Raw genomic sequence first — 19,582 nt, forward strand, 5'->3', positions numbered from 1 at the left:
TTGATAGGGGGTTGGTACAGATTTAATAGAATTAAACATCAAATCATCTTTATGTATAGATATTCAGGGAAAATTGGTGGGTTGGCATTCAAACTATTTGAATGCGTTTGAACTACATGGCTTAAGAAAGGAATACAATATGGTTGATTATAGTAAATCAAAGCATGTGAATGTTTTGGATTTTGGTGCAGACCCAACCGGTACGAAGGATTCCGCACCAGCAATTCAAAATGCCATTAACTCGGTGGCCGCTGTTCCCGGTGGTGGTTCTGTCGAGATTCCTTCGGGAATCTATCTTGTGAGTAATGATTTTATTAATCTCAGGGATAGGGTAGAGGTGTATGGTCATGGATTCTCAACACAAATTATTGGGTTTAATAAAAACCCGAAGATTTTAAGAGATGTTGATGGTGACGATATGGAGTGTCAGGGGGTATTTCATATGGGGTCATACAATACCTTTGTGGGTGATATGGGAACAAATATACCAATGCGTTTTGGGGTACGGGATATGTTTATTCGTGCCGCCAATCTTAATCTTTTGAATCCTAATATTCGTAAAGGATTTTTTGAGTATCAAATTGCTCAGGGTAAGCACGTTGCTGATAATTATATACCGGATAATATTGCGGGCATTATTGTTCATACAAGATATGATATTTTTAATGAACCTGAAGCTGCCCCTATTATTTCAAATATTGAAATCTGGGATACGGCAATCGGAATTGCCATCCTGGGTGAACATGATCGTGCTATGAAGGTTGATAAGGTCCGCATTCGTAAAACTCGCAGACAAGGGCTCTTGGTGGGAAAGCCGGTGGGTCATGTTCAGCGTAGAACAGAGAGTTTGAACTCTGGAGCTGCGGATAATAAGTTTGTGATGGTTGAGGTCTCTGATGCCAATCTTGGTGGCGGATATCATGGGGCAATTGAGGTGTACGGAGCTCAATGTAAATTTGTGGCATGTACCGCCTGGTTTGCTATTCGCAATAAGCCAAATTCCGACCTTTATCACGATAGAGATCAGTACCGCAGAAAGTCTGGTGCCGGGTGGGCGATTTTTGGCGAACGGAATATGTTCATCGGATGTACCGCTCAGGAGAATGGTGGGCACGGATGGATTGTTGGATTTAAAGATAATCAATTTATGAACTGTTTGGGTGAGTCATCAAGCTATGAAGATAAAATCACTTTAAGGGGTGCAGCTCGGACGGACCAGGCGGCTAATTGGTATATCAGTAGAAATGCTTCTGGAGCTCGTCTTGTTGCGCCGCGTTCTGCTAATCCTAAATCCGACAGGAAGGCGTCACGTTATGGATTTTATATTGAGAATAAGCTGGATGATATTAGTATTGTGGCTGGTTCATCACGTAATGGCAATAAATTGACCCAGGGTGACGACCGGCACCTTTTCTTTAAGTACGATTCCAGTGTCCCCTGGAGAAATTTCTATATTGATATTAATTTTAAGGTCATGAGGACCTCGCTAGATAGTATTATTAATTCGAATAAAAAAGATGACATAAAATTTTAATCATTCTGAAATAATTGCGCGGAGAGTGAATCCCGAGTATGTTCAAAGGGATTCACTCTTCTTCTAATCTCACACCTTTCACCGAGGATAGAAAATGAAGAAAAACCTTTCGACCCGCGGCGCGGCGGCACTGTTGGCACTGGCTATGGGGTATATGGGTCAGGGCGTAGCCCAGGCGGCATACATTCATCCGAAATCTGCACAGCCTGTTGAAGAGCTGGAATTTGATATTAATTGTTTTGATATGTACTTCTATTACGGCAAGAACGCTATAAGCAGTTTGAAGTGGGCAGAGTGCACTGGCCTGATTACGAAGAATCAGGTTGTTGGGCTGGCTACAACCGATGAAGATAAGTTGCCGAACGGGGTCATGACTATCTCGCGTGGCCGCTTGCTGGAGTACCTGTACCATCTGGCGGGTTCACCCGAGGTGAAGAACCTGCCGGAGAAGTCCCCGTACACCGACCTGACTCCGGGCGATGCTCGTTATAAGGTTGCTATCTGGGCGACCCGCGTGGGTTTGAGCGCTGGTTGGTCTGACGGCTCCTTCCACTATGACACTCCGGCGAGCCGTGGCGCCTACTTTACCTTCCTTTATCGTGCTGCGGGTAGCCCCAAGGTGACTCTGGAATCCCTGGATGCGGCGAATGCTGTGCGTGCTGAGAAGGGTGCTGCTCCCATTAAGGAAGGGAGTGAGTTGCATCGAGCAATGAGCTGGGTGTACCAGCATGCGCTGGCGAAGGGGGGAGATATTCGGGCGTATGACACTAACTTCTTCACTAACGGGTACACGCCGTGGGATTTCAATAAAACACCGGATTTCTATTACGCTTCGTACCGCACTATTTTCACCCCTCTCATGGTTCTTGATTACCACGAGGAGTTGGCGCCCATTGTGGCTCGTCTGCAGTCGCTGTCCTAGCGGCAGGTGAGCGGAGGGCTTGCTGGGCGTGTTCCCCGTGTCTGGTTCGTGCGAGTTTTCGTGCGTACTGGAGGCGGTGGGCACGCCCCCTTTTGTTGTGCTCCTTGATTGTGTTCGGAGGTTCCGTGGAAGGGTGCGTAACCGAACTATTCTTCGGAAAATAGCCTCAGAGAGCTTCTCGAGGTGCTATTATGGGCATATTACGAAGAATAGTTCGTATAACGTGAGGTTCTGTAGCGGTGAGGAGGAAACCCCCATGGCATTCGACGCAACGGGGTTCGCACAGGAATTTGGTGCCCAGGTTCGCGCCGTCCGCAAGTACGAAAAAATCACCCAAATGGAGTTGGCATGGATGGTTGGGCTCAGCGATAAAACGATCCGCGATATTGAGCGTGGGCTACCCGGCCCGTCAATTGGTGCGGTCCTCAAGGTCGCCCAAGAGCTCGGCATCGAGCTGGCTATCACCAACCCCCTCACCTAACCCCTCCCGCACGCCTATATAAAGGAACCACCATGCAGAATGGACGCGCAGGACGCCTGCACCCCGCCGTCGGCACTGCTCGCCGCCACCTCGCCGCCGCCCTTGAAAAGCTCCTCGGCGCTGGAAGCATCAAAGCTACCGGGCGCTCCCGCACCGCCTCCACCGCGGATGCCGCCGACCTGCCCCTGCTCCTGGTCGCCTGCAGCGGCGGCCCCGACTCCCTCGCGCTGGCAGCCATTGCCGCGCACTTCACACGCCGCAGCGACGTACGCGTAGGCGCCATCATCGTCGACCACGGCCTGCAAGAAGACTCCGCCGCGGTCGCCGCGCAGACCGCGCAGACCCTCACCGACCTGGGGCTTCACCCCGTCATCACCGAAAAAGTGCAGGTTCCCGTCGGCAACATGGGCCCCGAAATGGCGGCGCGCACCGCCCGCTACGCCGCTTTCACGAAAGCTGTTGAAGCCACCGGCGCCCGCGCCGTACTGCTCGGTCACACCCTCGACGACCAGGCAGAAACCGTGCTACTCGGCCTAAGCCGCGGCTCCGGCACACGCTCCCTTGCCGGTATGCCGCCCGTACGCATCGAAGAGGGTGTCACCTACCTGCGTCCCTTCCTCGGTCTGCGCCGCACCGACATGCTCGACATCTGCGACGCCGAAACCCTCACCCCCTGGATCGACCCGACCAACACCGACGAAACCCTCATGCGTGCCCGCATCCGCCACAGCGTGCTGCCCTACCTGGAGGAGCACCTCGGCGGGGACGTCGCCCGCTCCCTGGCGCGCACCGCCTCCGTAGCTGGCCCCGACGCCGAATACCTCGACGAACAGGCACAGGCAGCCTACGAGCAGGCGCTCCTACCCGCCGGAACCACCGTGCGTGGCATCGAACGTGACGACGCCGTGCTACTGGACCGTGCACAGGTGGCGGCGCTACACCCGGCGCTTCGATTGCGTGTGCTTGCGACCGCCTGCAAGACCGCCGGGGGAGAGAACCCCGGCTTCGAGCGACTGCAGGCGCTGGACTCTTTCACTGCCGAATACGCGGTGGCTGGGCCAGTTCAGATGCCCGGCCACGTGAGCGCGTACCGCCGCCGCAAAATTGTGCATCCGGCAACCGGTGAACGCCTGGACGTGCTCGTATTAGTGCCAACTCGACCCTAACTAGGTGCCCAGCTAGATGCCCGCGGAGCATCCTCAGCACACACTATCTGCATGGTGAGGTGCGCCGCGGCGCCGTTTTAAGCCATACTTAAGGCGAACACCATCCACATTATCCGCCGTGGGAAGGCATGAAACCTCGCACCCGGGGCCCCCGGCGGAGGCGCAGAGCGTCTAAAAGAATACGAAGGAATACATCGTGCAGGCTATCGACGTGCAGGACGATATCAAGAACGTTCTCTTCAGCAAGGAAGAGATTAATGCGAAGGTCGCCGAACTGGCGGCGCGCATCGACGAAGACTACGCCGGTAAGGACGTGCTGTTGGTGGGTGTTCTCAAGGGCGCCATCATGATCATGGCTGACCTTTCCCGCGCTCTCAAGGGCCACTACACCATGGACTGGATGGCTGTTTCCTCGTACGGTTCCGGCACCAAGTCCTCCGGCGTTGTGCGTATCCTCAAGGACCTGGACACCGACCTGGTGGGCCGCAACGTCCTGATCGTTGAAGATATCATTGACTCCGGCCTGACCCTGGCATGGCTGCAGCAGAACCTGATTTCTCGCGGCGCAGCTTCCGTTGAGATTTGCACCCTGCTGCGCAAGCCCAAGGTTGTCAAGGCTGACGTTGAGGTCAAGTACGTCGGCTGGGACATCGAGCCCGAGTTCGTTGTTGGTTACGGCCTGGACTTCGCTGAGAAGTACCGCAACCTGGACTGCGTCGCAACCCTGCACCCGCACGTTTACTCCTAAGCCTTCACCTCAGCAACCATGCTGTAGGTGGTGACGCCCCGCCTCCTCACGCTTGTGGGGGAGCGGGGCGTTGCTGTACCCGACGGTGGATGTACTCGGGGGCGGATGTACCCGCCGAAGAAGATGCACTTTCACCCCCACCGAGTGCTACAACCCTTTAGCCCGCAGGTGAAATAGAGAAGCCCGGTACCTAGCCGCCCGCCGGGGTAGGGTACATTTAAGGTTGCACCGTTGGGTGTTCCGGCAGGCATGCCGCACCCCAACGGGTTACAGCCGCAACGTAAGGACAAAGCATTGGCGCAAAACCCCAATACTCCGCAGAAAGGCTCGGAGGGCTTCCTGAAGAAGCTGATTAACGGCCCCTGGTTCTGGCCGGGTGCAGCTCTCGTAATCATGCTGGCTTTCCTCATGGCCTCCTTCTTCACTCAGCCCTCGCGTCAGGTGGACACCAACGTGGGTCTTCAGCTGCTCAACGACCACCAGGTCAAGAGCGCAAAGATCTACGACGGCGACCAGCGCGTCGAGCTGCAGCTTAAGGACGACTACAAGAAGGGCAACGACAACTACGGTAAGTCGGTGCGCTTCTACTACGTGCAGCCCCGCGGCGACGAAGTTGCTAAGGCAATGGAATCCGCCGAGCTGGAAAGCTACACGGACCAGCCCGTTGAGCACAGCTTCCTGGGCTCCCTGGTGTCCCTGCTCCTGCCGATTCTGCTCTTTGGTGTGCTCTTCTGGTTCCTGATGGGACGAGTCGGAGGCGGCTCCTCCGTGATGAGCTTCTCCAAGTCCCGCGCGAAGAAGTTCACCAAGGACAAGCCGGAAGTCCGCTTCAGCGACGTTGCCGGCGTGGACGAGGCGCTCGCCGAACTGGAAGAAGTCCGCGAGTTCCTGGCTGAACCCGAAAAGTTCACCCGCCTGGGTGCAAAGATCCCCAAGGGCGTGCTGCTGTACGGCCCTCCTGGCACCGGTAAGACCCTGCTCGCCAAGGCTGTGGCGGGCGAGGCTGGCGTGCCGTTCTACTCGATTTCTGGCTCTGACTTCGTTGAAATGTTCGTGGGTGTGGGTGCGTCCCGCGTGCGCGACCTGTTCAAGGAAGCGAAGAGCGACCCCGCCGCCATCGTCTTCGTCGACGAGATCGACGCTGTTGGCCGCCGCCGCGGCGTCGGCATGGGCGGCGGTAATGACGAGCGTGAGCAGACCCTGAACCAGCTGCTGGTTGAGATGGACGGCTTCGACGGCAACTCGAACGTCATCGTCATTGCGGCAACGAACCGACCCGACGTTCTGGACCCGGCGCTGCTGCGTCCCGGCCGTTTTGACCGTCAGATTGGTGTGGACGCCCCCGACATGCAGGGCCGCGAACACATCCTGCGCGTTCACGCCGCAGGCAAGCCGATCGCTAACACCGTTGACCTGGCACAGGTCGCTAAGCGCACCCCCGGCTTCACCGGTGCTGACCTGGCGAACGTCATGAACGAGGCGGCTCTGCTGACCGCCCGCGATAACGGCAACGTGATTGACGACCGCGCTATCGACGAGGCAATCGACCGCGTCATGGCTGGTCCGCAGCGTTCCTCGCGCATCATGAACGAGCACGAGCGTAAGGTCACCGCATACCACGAGGGCGGTCACGCCCTGGTCGCGGCGGCACTGCGTAACTCCGCGCCGGTCACCAAGATTACGATTCTTCCGCGTGGTCGCGCCCTGGGTTACACCATGGTCATGCCGCAGGACGATAAGTACTCCACGACCCGCCACGAACTGCTCGACCAGATGGCGTACGCGATGGGTGGCCGTGCCGCTGAGGAGATTGTCTTCCACGACCCGTCCACCGGTGCGTCTAACGACATTCAGAAGGCAACCGACACCGCCCGCAAGATGGTCACCGACTACGGCATGAGCGCCGTGATTGGTTCCGTGAAGCTTGGCGGCGAAGACACCGAACCGTTCCTCGGTGGTGGCGGCGCTTCGGCACGCAACTACTCCGACGCAACTGCGGCAAAGGTCGACGCTGAGATCCGAGCCCTGCTGGAGCAGGCACACGATGAGGCATTCCAGATTCTGCTGGAAAACCGCGATATTCTCGATCGCCTGGCGTTCGCCCTGCTGGAGAAGGAAACCCTGCTCGAGAACGAGATTGCCGAAATCTTCAAGGATGTTCGCAAGCGCCCCGAGCGTGAGCACTGGTACTCCAAGCCGACCCGCGAGCGTACCGACATCCCGCCGGTTAAGGCACCGAGCGAGCTGGCTCAGGAGGCGCAGAAGGCTGAGGAAGCACCTACCGCTACTGCTACGGCACCTACTGTTCCGGTAGCACCGGCTGCACCCGCGCAGCAGGTTCCGGTAGCACCTACGCAGCCGTTGCCGCCTCAGGCACCCCTCACCGACCCGGACGCCGACCCGACCGTCGCAATGCCCACCCAGCAGTACCCGAACTACCCCGCCCCTCCGGCGCAGCGCCCGGAGAACGGCACCCCGAACCAGAATGGAGCAGAGAATGAGCGAGGCTAAGAACGCCGTCGACCAGCCGCGTATTGAGGCTGCCGTCCGTGAGATTCTGCTCGCGATTGGTGAGGATCCGGACCGTGATGGTCTGCAGCAGACCCCGGCTCGTGTGGCGCGTGCCTACGCGGAGTTCTTCTCGGGCCTGCACCAGGACGCCGGCGAGATTCTGGGTACGACCTTCGACATTGCCCACTCTGAGATGGTGCTGGTGAAGGACATTCCGTTTTACTCGACCTGTGAGCACCACCTGGTGCCGTTCCACGGTGTGGCGCATGTGGGTTACATTCCGGGCCCGGACGGTAAGGTTACCGGCCTGAGCAAGCTCGCCCGCGTGGTGGATTTGTACGCTCGCCGCCCGCAGGTGCAGGAGCGTCTGACCACGCAGGTGGTGGAGGCTTTGGAGGAGCACCTGAACCCGCGCGGCGCGATTGTGGTGATTGAGGCTGAGCACATGTGCATGTCGATGCGCGGTGTGCGTAAGCCGGGCGCGAAGACCGTGACCAGCGCGGTACGCGGCGCGCTCATGAACACCGCAACCCGTGCGGAGGCGATGAGCCTGATTTTCTCGCAGCGCTAAGCCCACCGGATGAGCATATAGCTATATGACAGGGGGCAGGATTCTAAGGAATCCTGCCCCCTGCGCTATGCGGTCGCATTTGTTGGGCTGTATGACGAGAGCCCTTGCATGAAGAGCATTAGTGATTGTAAAGTTGTTACTACTAGAACCGGCACCACTGCCTGATGAATGATTGAGAATTCTGAAGGAGTACAGGACCGGTCTTCTTTTTTATCTTCAGTAGATTCGGGTCTTGTTACGGTGCGGGAAGTTAAAGAATTTAAAAGCTACGGTGAGCAACTAGCCATACTCGAAGGGCGAGGGATGGCGATAGAAAATCGTGAAGAAGCGATTGAATCCCTCGCCAAGGTTAATTACTACCGTCTCAGCGGATATTGGCATGCCCTACGCCAGACTGAGCGTGATGCCTCTGGAGAGATTACCCCGGTTGACCAGTTTAGAGAAGGGGTATGTTTTGATGACGTTGTAGCTCTTTATGAGTACGACCGGCGTTTGCGTTCTATTGCACTTCCCCATTTATCCCAGCTTGAAGTGTACCTACGAGCTAGGCTGGGGTATTTACTGGGAGAGATTGACCCGCTAATTCACGAGAAGGAAAATCTACTAGATGTAGCTCCTGCAAGGAGAGAAATCTGGAATAAATTTGTTCGGATTTGTGGTGACTCTCTTCAACGTTCTAAGGAAGATTTCGCTGTACATCACATAGAACAATACGATGGTAAAGTCCCCGTATGGGTGCTGGTAGAGGTTCTAGACCTGGGAGCCTTGCAGACTCTATACATGCTTTCCCCGAGAAGAGTTCGTCGCCAGATAGCACAGGATATGAACTGTACCGATCCGCAGCTTGGAAGCTGGATACGTTCGTTGAGAGGCATTCGAAATATCTGCGCACATCAGGCACGACTGTATAACAGGGTGCATTCCAAAGTTCTTCTACCTAGGGCAACATCGGGTAGAAGGGCCGAGAGTCCTGAAATCCGTGAGGTTATTGACTTATTCGGTGTTCCTCAGCCTGAAGAAAACCATAAAATGCGTAAGACCTTCGGCATGCTCACCCTCCTCAAATATCTGATGGACCAGGGTGGAATCGGGGATACGGAATCTCTAACGCGGATTCTGAAGGAACGTCCTAATATTTCCGTTCCTGGAGTTGATATCTCCCGGGCAATGGGTATACCGCAAGGTTGGGAAGAAACCCGTTTGTGGAGCTAAATTATTCACGGCCTATAGACACGCTAAAAGGGGCGGAGGTTTTCACCTCCGCCCCTTTTGCCGTGCGGTTGTGTCCCTTGGAGCCGACGGCACCGGCAATGGTGCCGTACAAACCCCGAAGAAGACTCAAAGACCCTTAGCGGGCTTCGTTCTTATCGTCCCAACCCAGCGCAAGAGTCACAATCAGGCCCACAGCAATAAAGCCGCAACCGGTTGCGGTGCCGAAAGCAATCCAGCGGACCGCGGGGGCGCCTTCAGCAAGCACAATGGTCACAAGCGCAGCAAGAGCCACCAGGGACAGGATCCAAGCGCCGGTCTTCATATTCACGATGAGTCACTTCCTAGAGTATGTATGTGTATGAGGTGCCCAACCCACACCGCTGTGACGCAGGCAGAGCATACCCTCCCAGGATACCCCTAAATCGGTATGCCATATGCAAATATGGCGCGCTGTGTCATCCGGCAGATTCGGTACGATTAAAACCATGACCGAATCCACCCGTGTAGCACCCCTGCCCTGCGACGCGCTCGCCGCCGAACGCACCCTCGTGATGGGCATTCTCAACGTCACCCCCGACTCCTTCAGCGATGGCGGCCAGCACTACGCCGCCACCGACGCCATCGCCCGCGCCGCCCGTATGATTGCCGAGGGCGCTTCCATTATCGACATTGGCGGCGAATCCGCCCGCCCCGGTGCCGTGCGCATCAGCGTGGAGGAGGAGCAGCGCCGCATCCTGCCCGTCATCGAGGCAGTCGCGCAGATGGGCACCACCATCAGCGTTGACACCATGAACCCGCAGACCGCTCGCGCCGCCATTGCCGCCGGTGCGCACATCATTAACGATGTGTCCGGTCTGAACGTCAGCAATGAAATGATTGAAACCGCCGCTGAACTGCAGGTGCCGTACATCCTCATGCACGCCCGCGGCACCTCCCAGACCATGGACAGTCTGGCGGAGTACCCGCGCGGCGTGGTCACCGAGGTTGTGGAGGAGCTGACCGGCCTGCGTGAGCGTTTCCTCGCCGCCGGTGTGCTGCCGCAGAACCTGATTCTTGATCCGGGCCTGGGCTTCGCGAAGGGCGGTATGCAGGATTGGGAGCTGCTCGCCGCCATTGACGAGCTACAGGGTCTGGGCCACCGCCTGCTCATTGCCGGTTCCCGCAAGCGTTTTATCGCGAACGCCCTGACCGCGGCGGATATGGCGCTGGCTGAGCGCCTGAACGCGAGCGGCTTCACCGCAACCGATGCCGGTGAGGCTGAACGCGAACTGTGGCAGTCGCTGTCGGAGCCGCGCCCGGCTCAGCATCGTGCCGCAGCCTCTGCGGCGGTGACCGCCCTGGTGGCGGCGCGGGGCGTGTGGGCGGTGCGCGTGCACGACGTGCCCGCCAGCGTGGATGCGGTGACGGTCGCCTCCGCGCTGCGTTCTGTCAGCTAATTCCCATCCGCGACCGCCGACTACCCGAATACCCTCTAGGAGACCCCAATGACCCAGGCAGACTACGCACGCCACGACCGCATCACCCTCACCGGCATTACCGCCAGGGGCTACCACGGCGTGCTCGATTTTGAGAAGCGCGACGGCCAGCCTTTCGTCGTGGACGCGACCCTGTACAGCGATTTTTCCGCCGCGGCCGCCACGGATGACCTGACGAAGACCACGAACTACGCGCTCGTGGTGGATCTGATTCACCGCCACGTGACGAACGGTTCGCTGGACCTGATTGAGACCCTCGCGGTGAACATTGCCGAGGGTATTCTCGCGATGTTTGAGTACGTTGAGGCGGTGGAGATTACCGTGTCGAAGCCGCAGGTGCCGATTGAGCTGCCGTTCGGTAACGTTGCGGTGAGTGTGTTCCGCGAACGCGCCGCTGAGGGTGCTGTGGAGGGCGGCCGCTAGTGGCGGGCGCAGCAGAATATACACACCGCGCGGTGTTGGCATTGGGCTCGAACCTGGGCGAAAGCGAAGACACCCTGGAGCGTGCCGTCGCCGACCTGGTGGCGGGCGGCGTGCAGCTGGTGCGCGCCTCCGGGTTGTACCGTACTGCCCCGGTGGGTGGCCCGGCGGGTCAGCCGGATTTCGTGAACGCGGTCATTGAGGTGGCCACTGACCTGGGCGCCTACGAGCTGCTGAAGCTGTGTAACGCGGTGGAGGCGGCGCATCACCGTGAGCGCCTGGTGCGTTGGGGCCCGCGCACCCTCGATATTGACGTGATTGACTATGACGGCGTGATCTCTGAGGATCCGGTGCTGACTTTGCCGCATCCGCGGGCGCAGGAGCGTGCTTTTGTGCTGGTGCCGTGGGCGCAGATGGACCCGCAGGCGCGCCTGACGGTGACCCGGCGTGCGGAGCCTTCGGGGGAGCGGCCGGATGAGGTTCCTGCGCCGCTGAGCCGCGAGGTCGTGAACGTTGCGGAGCTGTCCCGCACGCTGGTTGGGGCGGATGAAGACGCTATTAGCTATATGCGTGAGATGCAGGTACCTGATTAGCCTTAAATGTGGCACTCTGGAAGGTAGAGAAACCTACCGAAAGGAAACACCATGAAGCCCCTGAGCTATCGGGCGATTATTGTGGCGGCGGTGTGCGCTGCCGCTGTCGCTGTTATGGTGAATTCCGTGATGATTCGCGCCGGTTTTGGCGAGCTGAATTTTTCGTGGATGCTCGGCGCGGTGTGCCTGCTGGTTGCGGCGGGTGCCGTGTGGCTGGGCGTGCAGGTGGCTCGTTATCGTCGTATTCAGACGCGTGAGAAGGTGCCGCATATGGGCCCGATTCTTGCGGCGCGTGCGGTGGCGTATGCGCAGGGGGCCATCATGACCGGTGCCCTGTTGACGGGCTGGTGCGGTGCGATTCTTGGCTACCATGTGGCGATGGTGTCTACGCGCGGTTTTTCGGTGGTCTTTTGGGAGGTTCTTGTTAATTGTGTGGGCAGTGTTGCCCTGTTGATTGCTGGCCTGTGGGCGCAGCATTGTTGTCGTATTCCGCCGGAGGATGATGAGGATGCGGCCTCCTCTTCCGGTGCTGTCAAGCCGCGAGAGGGAGGAACCTATGTCGGCTCCTAACCAGAATAGTTATTCGCCGAATGGACGGTATGGGCAGGACGCCCAGCAGGGTCAGTATGGTCAGGGTCAGCCTGTTCAGCAGAACCAGTACGGGCAGTACCAGCAGCCTTACGGTCAGCCTGGTGCTCCTTATGGACAGCAAGCCCAGCCTGAGCAGCAGGCACAGTACGGTCAGCAGGTTCCGCCCGCTGCCGCGTACCCGAACGCGCCACAGCCAGTATCTTCCCAGCCTGTGCCCCCGCAATCTGTGCCGGAGCCGCAGTGGGCGCCCGCCGCCTCCGGCTACCTGACGGTTCGTTTTGTGCACACTATTTCTGCCTTGGCGTTCCCGATTCTTGCGGGTGTTGCCCTGTATTGTGCGGGTGCGTTCTTCGGCGGCCCGGAGGCGCTACGCATCGTCGGTCTGGCGGTAATCGCGGTGTTTGGTCTGTGGGGTCTGTGGTGGATTCTGACCACTCCGCGCCGCACTCGCGCACTCGGCTACGCGCTGGAGTCGAATCACCTGATGGCTCGCCGTGGCATCGTGTTCCGTTCCATGAGCTCCATGCCGTACGGTCGTATCCAGTATGTTGATGTGGATTCGGGCCCGCTCGAGCGCATGTGCGGTGTTGCCCGCCTGACGGTGCGCACCGCGGGCACGACGACCGGCACGATGGTGCTGTTCGGTATTCCGCTGAACGTGGCGGAGGAGCTGCGCGCGGATCTGGTGCGCCGCGCCGATGAGCGAATGGCGGCACTCTAATGAGTACCCCGGTTCCGCCCAACCCCGCGTCGCAGGCACCGCAGCCTCCTGTATCTCAGGTGCCGCAGGAGCAGAAGTGGTGGCGTGCCGATATCCGCACGTTCATCATGAACCTCTGGTTCATTATTCTGTTGGCGTTTGGTTTCTTTCAGAGCATTATCCTGAATATTCTGACCACCCCGCCGAATGAGTGGGGTGCGCGCCTGACGCAGGCATTCGACGAGAACAGTAGTTACCTCAGCGCGACGTACTCGCAGCTCATCGGCTTCGCCGTGCTCGTACTGATTCTGGTCGGTGGCTCGATTGACTGGTGGTTTACCCGCTACAGCCTGGATGATTTAGCGATTCACCGCCGCAGCGGTTTTCTGTTCAAGAAGAACCGCACGATTCGTCTGGAGAGCGTGCAGAGCGTGGACATTTCGCGTCCTCTGGTGGCGCGCCTGCTGGGTCTGTCGGAGCTTCGTTTTGAGGTGGCTGACGGCTCTTCGGAGGCGCTGCACATCAAGTACGTTTCTGCCCGCAAGGCGGAGGTTCTGCGCCGCACCGCGATGGCGAGCATTAACCTGCTGCGTTCGGAGGCGGCTGGCCGCCCGGTCGACGTGTTGCCCGATAGCATGCAGATTTCGGCGGAGCGCATGCCGGCTGCGGATCAGCTGCACCAGCCGTTCGAGGCCTCCTATGGTGCGCCGGTGCAGGATGGTACTCAGCAGTCTGTACCCCAGCACCCCGCACCCGACCAGTTTGCACCCTATCAAGACGGCACCCAGCAGCCTGCACCTCAGCAACCCGCAGCATCCCGCCGCAGCGCTCGCGCTCGTATGCCGATGCCGGTCGCTGCAGACCCCTCGCAGCCGCCGATTTTCCGCATCTCGAATGTGCGTCTGATTGCCTCCATCATGCTGGAGCACCTGGTGTGGCTGGTGCCCGCCGTGGGCGTCATGATCGGTGCCGCTGTCTTCACCGCGATCTTGGCTGGTGAGAGCCCGTTCCTCATTTTCATGGCGATACTGCCCGGCACCTTCGCGCCCATGGTTGGTTACGTGGTTGCCCTCTGGACACGTTTTGATGGTGCCGCAAACTTCAAAATCACCCCCAGCGGTCAGGGCGGCGTGACCCTGCGGTACGGTTTCACCGGCACGCACACCCAGAACGTGTTGGTTGAGCGTATTCAGGCGCTGGCTGTGGAGCAGTCCATCCTGTGGCGTGCGTTCGGCTGGTACCGCATCAAGATGACCATTGCCGGTATTGGTATTGAGAAGAACGACAACCAGAAGCTGGTGACCCGCAATGTTGCCCTGCCGGTGGGTAACAGGCAGGAGGCGCTGATGGTGTTGCGTCTGCTGTTGCCCGCCCTGGATGAGGCGCAGGCGCAGGTGCTGCTGGATACCGCCGATGGTTCGCTGAAGAGTCAGAAGCCGCAGGTTCCGGCAATGATTGTGACGCCCTCTTCGGCACGCTGGATGGACCTGCTCACCTGGAAGCGTAACGGCGTAACCACGGTCGGTTACACTGCCGGTTCGGTGCGGGCGACCACCCGCATTGATTCTGATGCGGCACGTTCGAGCGTTGGCGAGCATACGCGAGGTGACCTGCTGCTGATTCGTGGCGGCTACTTTATCCGTACGCTGTCGATTGTTCCGGTCAGCCGTGTGCTGAGCGTGAGCCGAGGTCAGGGCCCGCTGCAGCGTGCCTTCGGATGCGCGAGCGTGCATTTCGGTACGGTGCCCGGCCCGGTGCGCACGCTCATGATGCACCTACCGCAGCGCGTCTGCGAGGACCTGGTGTGGTTGATGACGGTTCGGCTGGAGGGTATTGAGCCCTACTACCGCGTACCGGAACCTGCGCTGGGTTCTGCGCCTGTTGCGAATGGGTACAGCGCGAACGGGTACAGCGCGCGCTAACCTGCCGGTTTAGCTCATCCGTCAGCTGAGCTTCCCCGCCAGTAAAACTACAGATCGCGCTCTGCCGCCGGTGTTCTTCATAACACTGACGGCAGGGCCGGCGTGAAAGGGAGAATATACTTAAAGCCGTGATACAGCATTCAAAACCTGCGCGTTTGGGCATTGGAATTATTTCAGCCGGGAGGGTCGGATCCGTCCTCGGTGCGGCTTTGCGCGCCTGCGAGCACACTATTGTGGGTGTTCACGCGGTGTCTGAGGTTTCTCAGGAGCGCGCCGCGATGCTGCTTCCCGATGTGCCGCTGCTGCCGGTGGAGCAGATTGCTGAGCGTAGCGAATTGCTGATTCTCGCGGTTCCCGATGATGAGCTGCCGGGCCTTATCACCTACCTGGCGTCCTCGGGAAGTATTACCGCCGGTCAGATTCTGGTGCACACCTCCGGCCGTCACGGCACCGAGGTTCTCGCACCGGCGACCGCGCTGGGCGCTATCGGTTTGGCGATTCACCCCGCCATGACCTTTACCGGCATGTCTGTGGACCTGCAGCGCCTGAACGGCACCTGCTTCGCCGTGACCGGGCCGGCACCGTTCATCCCGATTGCTCAGGCACTCGTGGTGGAAATGGGCGGCGAACCCGTGCACGTTGCTGAGGCTGACCGGGCGCTCTACCACGCAGCCTTGGCGCACGCCGCGAACCACCTCGTGACCATCCTGGGTCAGTCCCAGCAGATGCTCGCCTCCATCGGTATTGAGGACCCGGCACGCTACATGGGGCCGCTCGTGCGAGCCGCCGTGGACAATGCGCTCGCCAGCGGCGAAGGCGCTCTCACCGGGCCCGTGGCACGTGGAGACGCCGGCACCGTGAAGGCTCACCTTCAGGCTCTGAATGAGTACTCAGAGCATGAGAAAACAGGTGATATTACAGACTCTTACGCCGCTCTGGCACACGCAACCGCAAAAAGAGCGCATAATAGAGGTTTGTTAAACGATGAACAACTGGGACGAATTGAGAATCTGCTGGGTGAGTCTTCGGACCGCAACCACCCCGGCGATATTGATGATTCAGCCCCCGAAAACAAGGAGTTCTCGTCATGACTGAGACTTCGATGCCCCGAGTCGTGACCACCATTGCGGATTTCCGCACGGCAATCACCGAATCCCTTGCCGCAGCGCAGGAGGAACTGGACCGAGCAGCCCGCCAGGAGGCGGAGCAGAACGGCACCGCAGTTCAGTATCAGAACGCATCCCTGGGCTACGTGCCCACCATGGGCGCCCTGCACGACGGCCACGCAACCCTGTTGCGTCGCGCCGCTGAACAGAACGATGTAGTGGTCGCCTCCATTTTCGTGAACCCGCTGCAGTTTGGTCCCGGCGAGGATTACGAAGCATACCCGCGCACCCTGGAGGCAGACGCTGCCCTGGCTGGTGCTGCCGGTGTTGACATTATTTTTGCTCCCGAGGTTGAAGAGATGTACCCCGACGGCGACCCGCTCATCCGCATTTCGAGCGGCGAGCTGGGCACCAAGTTTGAGGGTGCGACCCGTCCGGGCCACTTTGATGGCGTGCTGACCGTGGTCAATAAGTTCTTCAACATTATTCGCCCCGCAGCCGGTAACCACCCGGTGAATGCGTACTTCGGTCAGAAGGACGCTCAGCAGTACATCCTGATCCAGCGTATGGTGCGCGATTTCAACCACGACGTGACCATGCGCCCTGTGTCAATCGTTCGCGACGATAACGGGCTGGCGCTGTCTTCGCGTAACGGCTACCTGTCGGATGAGGAGCGCGAGTCTGCCCTGGTGCTGTCCCGCACCCTGGCGATGCTGCGTGAGAATTCGCTGAACCGTGGCTTCCACGAGATTGATTTGGACGGTGCGCGTGAGCGTATCAACTCCACTCCGGGTGTACGCCTTGACTACCTGGAACTGGTCGACCCGATGACTTTCGGTGAGCCGACTGAGGAGTCGGAGCGAGTGCTGGCACTGGTTGCTGCGTTCGTTGGCCCGACCCGCCTGATTGACAACATGGACCTGCGCTAAGCGTTCGTTCGTTTAGAAGAGTCCCCAACACACTACACAGATAGGTATCACTGTGAGCACTGAGCACACTGCCGCACCGGCGATTGCTGATATGTCCGAGCAGATGCAGATTCGCTTGGAGAAGCGTGCGAAGCTGATCGAGTCGGGTCGCGAGGCATACCCGGTGGGTCTGCTGGATTCTGAGGGTAACCGCGTGGAGCCCAACCACATTGAGGATCTGCGCGCCGAGTACGATCCGAAGCTGGCTGCTGAGGAGCTGAAGGCTGGCGACGAGACTGACCGTGTGGTGCATGTTGGTGGCCGCGTGGTGTTCGTCCGTAACACCGGTAAGCTGTGCTTTGCGACCCTGCAGGGTGGTACCGAGGGTAAGCGCATCCAGGCGATGCTGTCGCTGGCTGAAGTTGGCGAGGAGTCCCTGTCTGAGTGGAAGTCCCTGGTTGACCTGGGTGACCACGTGTTCGTGACCGGCCGCGTGATTGTTTCTCGCCGCGGCGAGCTGTCCATTATGGTGACCGACTGGAAGATGGCGTCGAAGGCGCTGCGCCCCATGCCGGTTCTGCACAAGGACCTCAACGAGGAAACCCGCGTTCGCCAGCGTTACCTGGACCTGATGGTTCGCGATGAGGCTCGCGAGCTGGTGAAGAAGCGCGCCCTGATTACCCGCACCGTCCGCCGCGTGCTGGAGGATCACGGCTACATTGAGGTTGAGACCCCCGTTCTGCAGCTGGTGCACGGTGGCGCGACGGCTCGCCCGTTCCGCACCCACCTGAACGCTTTTGACCAGCCGATGACCATGCGTATTGCGACCGAGCTGCCGCTCAAGCGTGCAGTGGTGGGTGGTATTGACCGCGTGTACGAGATTGGCCGCGTGTTCCGTAACGAGGGTGTGGACTCGACCCACAGCCCCGAGTTCACCACCCTGGAATGCTACGAGACCTACGCTGACCAGTTTGTGATGGCTGAGCGCATGAAGGAGATTATCCAGAGCTGCGCGAAGGCTGTCGGTACCGAGCGTATTGAGACCGAGAACGGCACCATTGACCTGTTCGGTGAGTGGAAGTGGGTTGGCGTGTACCCGGGCCTGTCCGAGGCTGTAGGCGTTGAGATCACCCCGGAGACTGACGCTTCCGTTCTGCGTGAGATTGCAGAGAAGCACGAGGTGGACATCGACCTGAAGTGGGACGCTGAGAAGCTGGTGACCGAGCTCTTCGGTGAGATTGTTGAGCCGACCCTGGTGAACCCGACTTTCGTGTACGATTACCCGCCGAGCGCTCAGCCGCTGGCGCGTCCGCACCGTTCCGGTGAGCCGCTGATTGAGGCGTGGGATCTGATTATTGGCGGTATGGAGCGCGGCACCGCGTTCTCCGAACTGATTGACCCGGTTATTCAGCGTGAGCGCCTGACCGCTCAGTCGCTGCTGGCTGCTGCCGGTGATGACGAGGCGATGGAGCTGGATGAGGACTTCCTGCGCGCCCTGGAGCACGGTGCACCCCCGATGGGTGGTCTGGGTCTGGGTATTGACCGTCTGATTATGCTGCTGGCGGGCGACCAGGATCCGGAGCGTCCGGGTACTGTGGTGCGTCAGCCCGGTATTCGTGAGACTATTCTCTTCCCCTTGATGAAGCCGGAAGCCTAAGCTTCTACTTCACCTCTAGGGTTCTTGTAGCGGCGGGTGCCGCGGGTACCGCGGGTACGGTATGTATCTGCGGCACCCGCCGTTCTATGTGCACTGTTTTGCACGGTGTATAGCTTCTGAGGTGGAGTTTTCTGTTTATTTGCACAGGTCAGGGGCTTTTAAAGGGGATTTTCGTTCTATTCTGGTGCTGATTTATGCTGCTCTATTCACTCTGGCAGATGCTTCTGTTCTTGTACACAAATGTGTTGTGTAGAAAAGAATGAGCTGTTGGGATAGGATCAGAATTTCGCTTTTGAATAGCCTAGGAATGCCTGGAGTGAATGGCGTATTGTGGGTGCCCGTGCGGGTGATGTAATTCCTGGGGATTGTTGGTGGTGCCGTGTTGTGCATTGTTCGATATTGTCCCCATAGTGTGTGCCGGAGGAATCCAAAGTATTTGCACTCTAAACTGCGCATTAATGTGTGCGGGGTGGGTGAGGATTTAACGGAGGTGAACGGAATGGATATATCGCTCAGGGCGATCAGCGCATTGTTTCAATATTCAGGAAGTTTTCGGAATCTTTAATATATTTCTGTTATTATGTGAAAGAAAATTAGTACATAAATATATCCGGCACACTATTTTCTCAATCTCCGATAGAGGCTTTTGGGTTTATCCACAGGATATATGCAACAGATGAGGAGGTGCCTCAATGGCACAGAAGGTTCGCATCATCCTTGAAGACGATCTCGACGGCGGCCCCGCAGACGAAACCATCCGTTTCGGCCTGGATGGCGCTCACTACGAGATCGACCTGTCCTCCGCTAACGCAGCTCGTCTGCGTGACGCTATCCGCCCCTTCGTGGCAAAGTCCCGCCGCGTGCAGGGTACCGCTACCCAGCGCACCCGTGCACCCCGCGGCACCGCTGCTCCGGTCAAGCGCAACCCCGAGACCGCAGCAATCCGCGAGTGGGCTAAGGCTAACGGCCACAAGGTCTCTGACCGCGGCCGCATCCACCAGGATATTCAGGACGCATACTACGAAGCAATGAAGGCTCAGGACTAAGGGTTCTACGCATTGCGTG

General features: G+C 58.7%; 19 protein-coding genes. 18 read left to right on the plus strand and 1 reads right to left on the minus strand.

The window, feature by feature from the left end; all coding sequences use genetic code 11:
* The first annotated feature begins 139 nt into the window (after positions 1–139).
* The 8 genes from RQ593_RS00245 (at position 140) to RQ593_RS00280 (ending at position 9,145) form a co-directional block, all read left to right on the plus strand.
* Entirely contained in the window at positions 140–1,534 is a 1,395-nt protein-coding gene (locus RQ593_RS00245) for a glycosyl hydrolase family 28-related protein (RefSeq protein ID WP_311449482.1), read from the plus strand.
* Positions 1,535–1,628: 94 nt separating this feature from the next.
* Positions 1,629–2,456, plus strand: coding sequence for an S-layer homology domain-containing protein (locus tag RQ593_RS00250; RefSeq protein ID WP_070593044.1), 828 nt, complete (start codon positions 1,629–1,631; stop codon positions 2,454–2,456).
* Between the two features lie 256 nt (positions 2,457–2,712).
* Complete coding sequence (locus tag RQ593_RS00255) at positions 2,713–2,937, plus strand: helix-turn-helix domain-containing protein (protein WP_005504337.1); 225 nt, start codon at positions 2,713–2,715, stop codon at positions 2,935–2,937.
* Positions 2,938–2,969: 32 nt separating this feature from the next.
* Positions 2,970–4,103 carry a tRNA lysidine(34) synthetase TilS gene (tilS, locus tag RQ593_RS00260; RefSeq protein ID WP_311449483.1) on the plus strand — a complete coding sequence of 378 codons (1,134 nt, stop codon included), beginning with the start codon at positions 2,970–2,972 and terminating at the stop codon, positions 4,101–4,103.
* Positions 4,104–4,299: 196 nt separating this feature from the next.
* The gene (hpt, locus tag RQ593_RS00265; protein WP_005504342.1) at positions 4,300–4,851 is read left to right on the plus strand and encodes a hypoxanthine phosphoribosyltransferase; all 552 of its coding nucleotides are present in this window, start codon (positions 4,300–4,302) and stop codon (positions 4,849–4,851) included.
* 294 nt (positions 4,852–5,145) lie between these two features.
* Positions 5,146–7,362 (plus strand): ATP-dependent zinc metalloprotease FtsH, encoded by a 2,217-nt coding sequence (gene ftsH, locus RQ593_RS00270; RefSeq protein ID WP_070641883.1) that lies wholly within the window; start codon positions 5,146–5,148, stop codon positions 7,360–7,362.
* On the plus strand, positions 7,349–7,933 hold the full coding sequence (folE, locus tag RQ593_RS00275) for a GTP cyclohydrolase I FolE (protein ID WP_070641882.1): 585 nt from the start codon (positions 7,349–7,351) through the stop codon (positions 7,931–7,933). The genes ftsH and folE overlap by 14 nt, the downstream gene beginning before the upstream one ends.
* 168 nt (positions 7,934–8,101) lie before the next feature.
* Positions 8,102–9,145 carry an Abi family protein gene (locus RQ593_RS00280; protein WP_311448781.1) on the plus strand — a complete coding sequence of 348 codons (1,044 nt, stop codon included), beginning with the start codon at positions 8,102–8,104 and terminating at the stop codon, positions 9,143–9,145.
* Positions 9,146–9,281: 136 nt separating this feature from the next.
* Here the strand turns inward: RQ593_RS00280 and RQ593_RS00285 are convergent, their stop codons facing one another.
* Positions 9,282–9,473 carry a hypothetical protein gene (locus RQ593_RS00285; protein ID WP_070641880.1) on the minus strand — a complete coding sequence of 64 codons (192 nt, stop codon included), beginning with the start codon at positions 9,471–9,473 and terminating at the stop codon, positions 9,282–9,284.
* Between the two features lie 157 nt (positions 9,474–9,630).
* Here RQ593_RS00285 and folP point away from each other — a divergent pair, with 157 nt between their 5' ends.
* From folP to RQ593_RS00335, 10 genes are all read left to right on the plus strand, one after another.
* Positions 9,631–10,581 (plus strand): dihydropteroate synthase, encoded by a 951-nt coding sequence (gene folP / locus RQ593_RS00290; RefSeq protein ID WP_311449484.1) that lies wholly within the window; start codon positions 9,631–9,633, stop codon positions 10,579–10,581.
* A gap of 48 nt (positions 10,582–10,629) precedes the next feature.
* Positions 10,630–11,043: a dihydroneopterin aldolase gene (folB, locus tag RQ593_RS00295; protein WP_311449485.1), complete on the plus strand. Its 414-nt coding sequence runs from the start codon at positions 10,630–10,632 to the stop codon at positions 11,041–11,043.
* A complete protein-coding gene (gene folK, locus RQ593_RS00300) occupies positions 11,043–11,633 on the plus strand; it encodes a 2-amino-4-hydroxy-6-hydroxymethyldihydropteridine diphosphokinase (protein WP_311449486.1) in 591 nt (196 codons plus the stop codon). Before folB ends, folK begins: the two co-directional genes overlap by 1 nt.
* Positions 11,634–11,684: 51 nt before the next feature.
* Positions 11,685–12,203 (plus strand): DUF3180 domain-containing protein, encoded by a 519-nt coding sequence (locus RQ593_RS00305; RefSeq protein ID WP_311449487.1) that lies wholly within the window; start codon positions 11,685–11,687, stop codon positions 12,201–12,203.
* Positions 12,190–12,945 carry a PH domain-containing protein gene (locus RQ593_RS00310; protein ID WP_311449488.1) on the plus strand — a complete coding sequence of 252 codons (756 nt, stop codon included), beginning with the start codon at positions 12,190–12,192 and terminating at the stop codon, positions 12,943–12,945. The genes RQ593_RS00305 and RQ593_RS00310 overlap by 14 nt, the downstream gene beginning before the upstream one ends.
* On the plus strand, positions 12,945–14,846 hold the full coding sequence (locus RQ593_RS00315; protein WP_311449489.1) for a PH domain-containing protein: 1,902 nt from the start codon (positions 12,945–12,947) through the stop codon (positions 14,844–14,846). Before RQ593_RS00310 ends, RQ593_RS00315 begins: the two co-directional genes overlap by 1 nt.
* 128 nt (positions 14,847–14,974) lie before the next feature.
* Positions 14,975–15,937 (plus strand): DUF2520 domain-containing protein, encoded by a 963-nt coding sequence (locus tag RQ593_RS00320; protein ID WP_311449490.1) that lies wholly within the window; start codon positions 14,975–14,977, stop codon positions 15,935–15,937.
* Positions 15,934–16,881 carry a pantoate--beta-alanine ligase gene (panC, locus tag RQ593_RS00325; protein WP_311449491.1) on the plus strand — a complete coding sequence of 316 codons (948 nt, stop codon included), beginning with the start codon at positions 15,934–15,936 and terminating at the stop codon, positions 16,879–16,881. The genes RQ593_RS00320 and panC overlap by 4 nt, the downstream gene beginning before the upstream one ends.
* 52 nt (positions 16,882–16,933) lie before the next feature.
* Positions 16,934–18,517, plus strand: a complete 1,584-nt coding sequence (gene lysS, locus RQ593_RS00330; RefSeq protein WP_397545892.1) for a lysine--tRNA ligase — start codon at positions 16,934–16,936, stop codon at positions 18,515–18,517.
* Positions 18,518–19,209: 692 nt separating this feature from the next.
* The gene (locus RQ593_RS00335; RefSeq protein ID WP_005504366.1) at positions 19,210–19,563 is read left to right on the plus strand and encodes an Lsr2 family protein; all 354 of its coding nucleotides are present in this window, start codon (positions 19,210–19,212) and stop codon (positions 19,561–19,563) included.
* Positions 19,564–19,582: the final 19 nt, after the last annotated feature.

This window comes from uncultured Rothia sp. (assembly GCF_963507905.1).
GTDB lineage: Bacteria > Actinomycetota > Actinomycetes > Actinomycetales > Micrococcaceae > Rothia.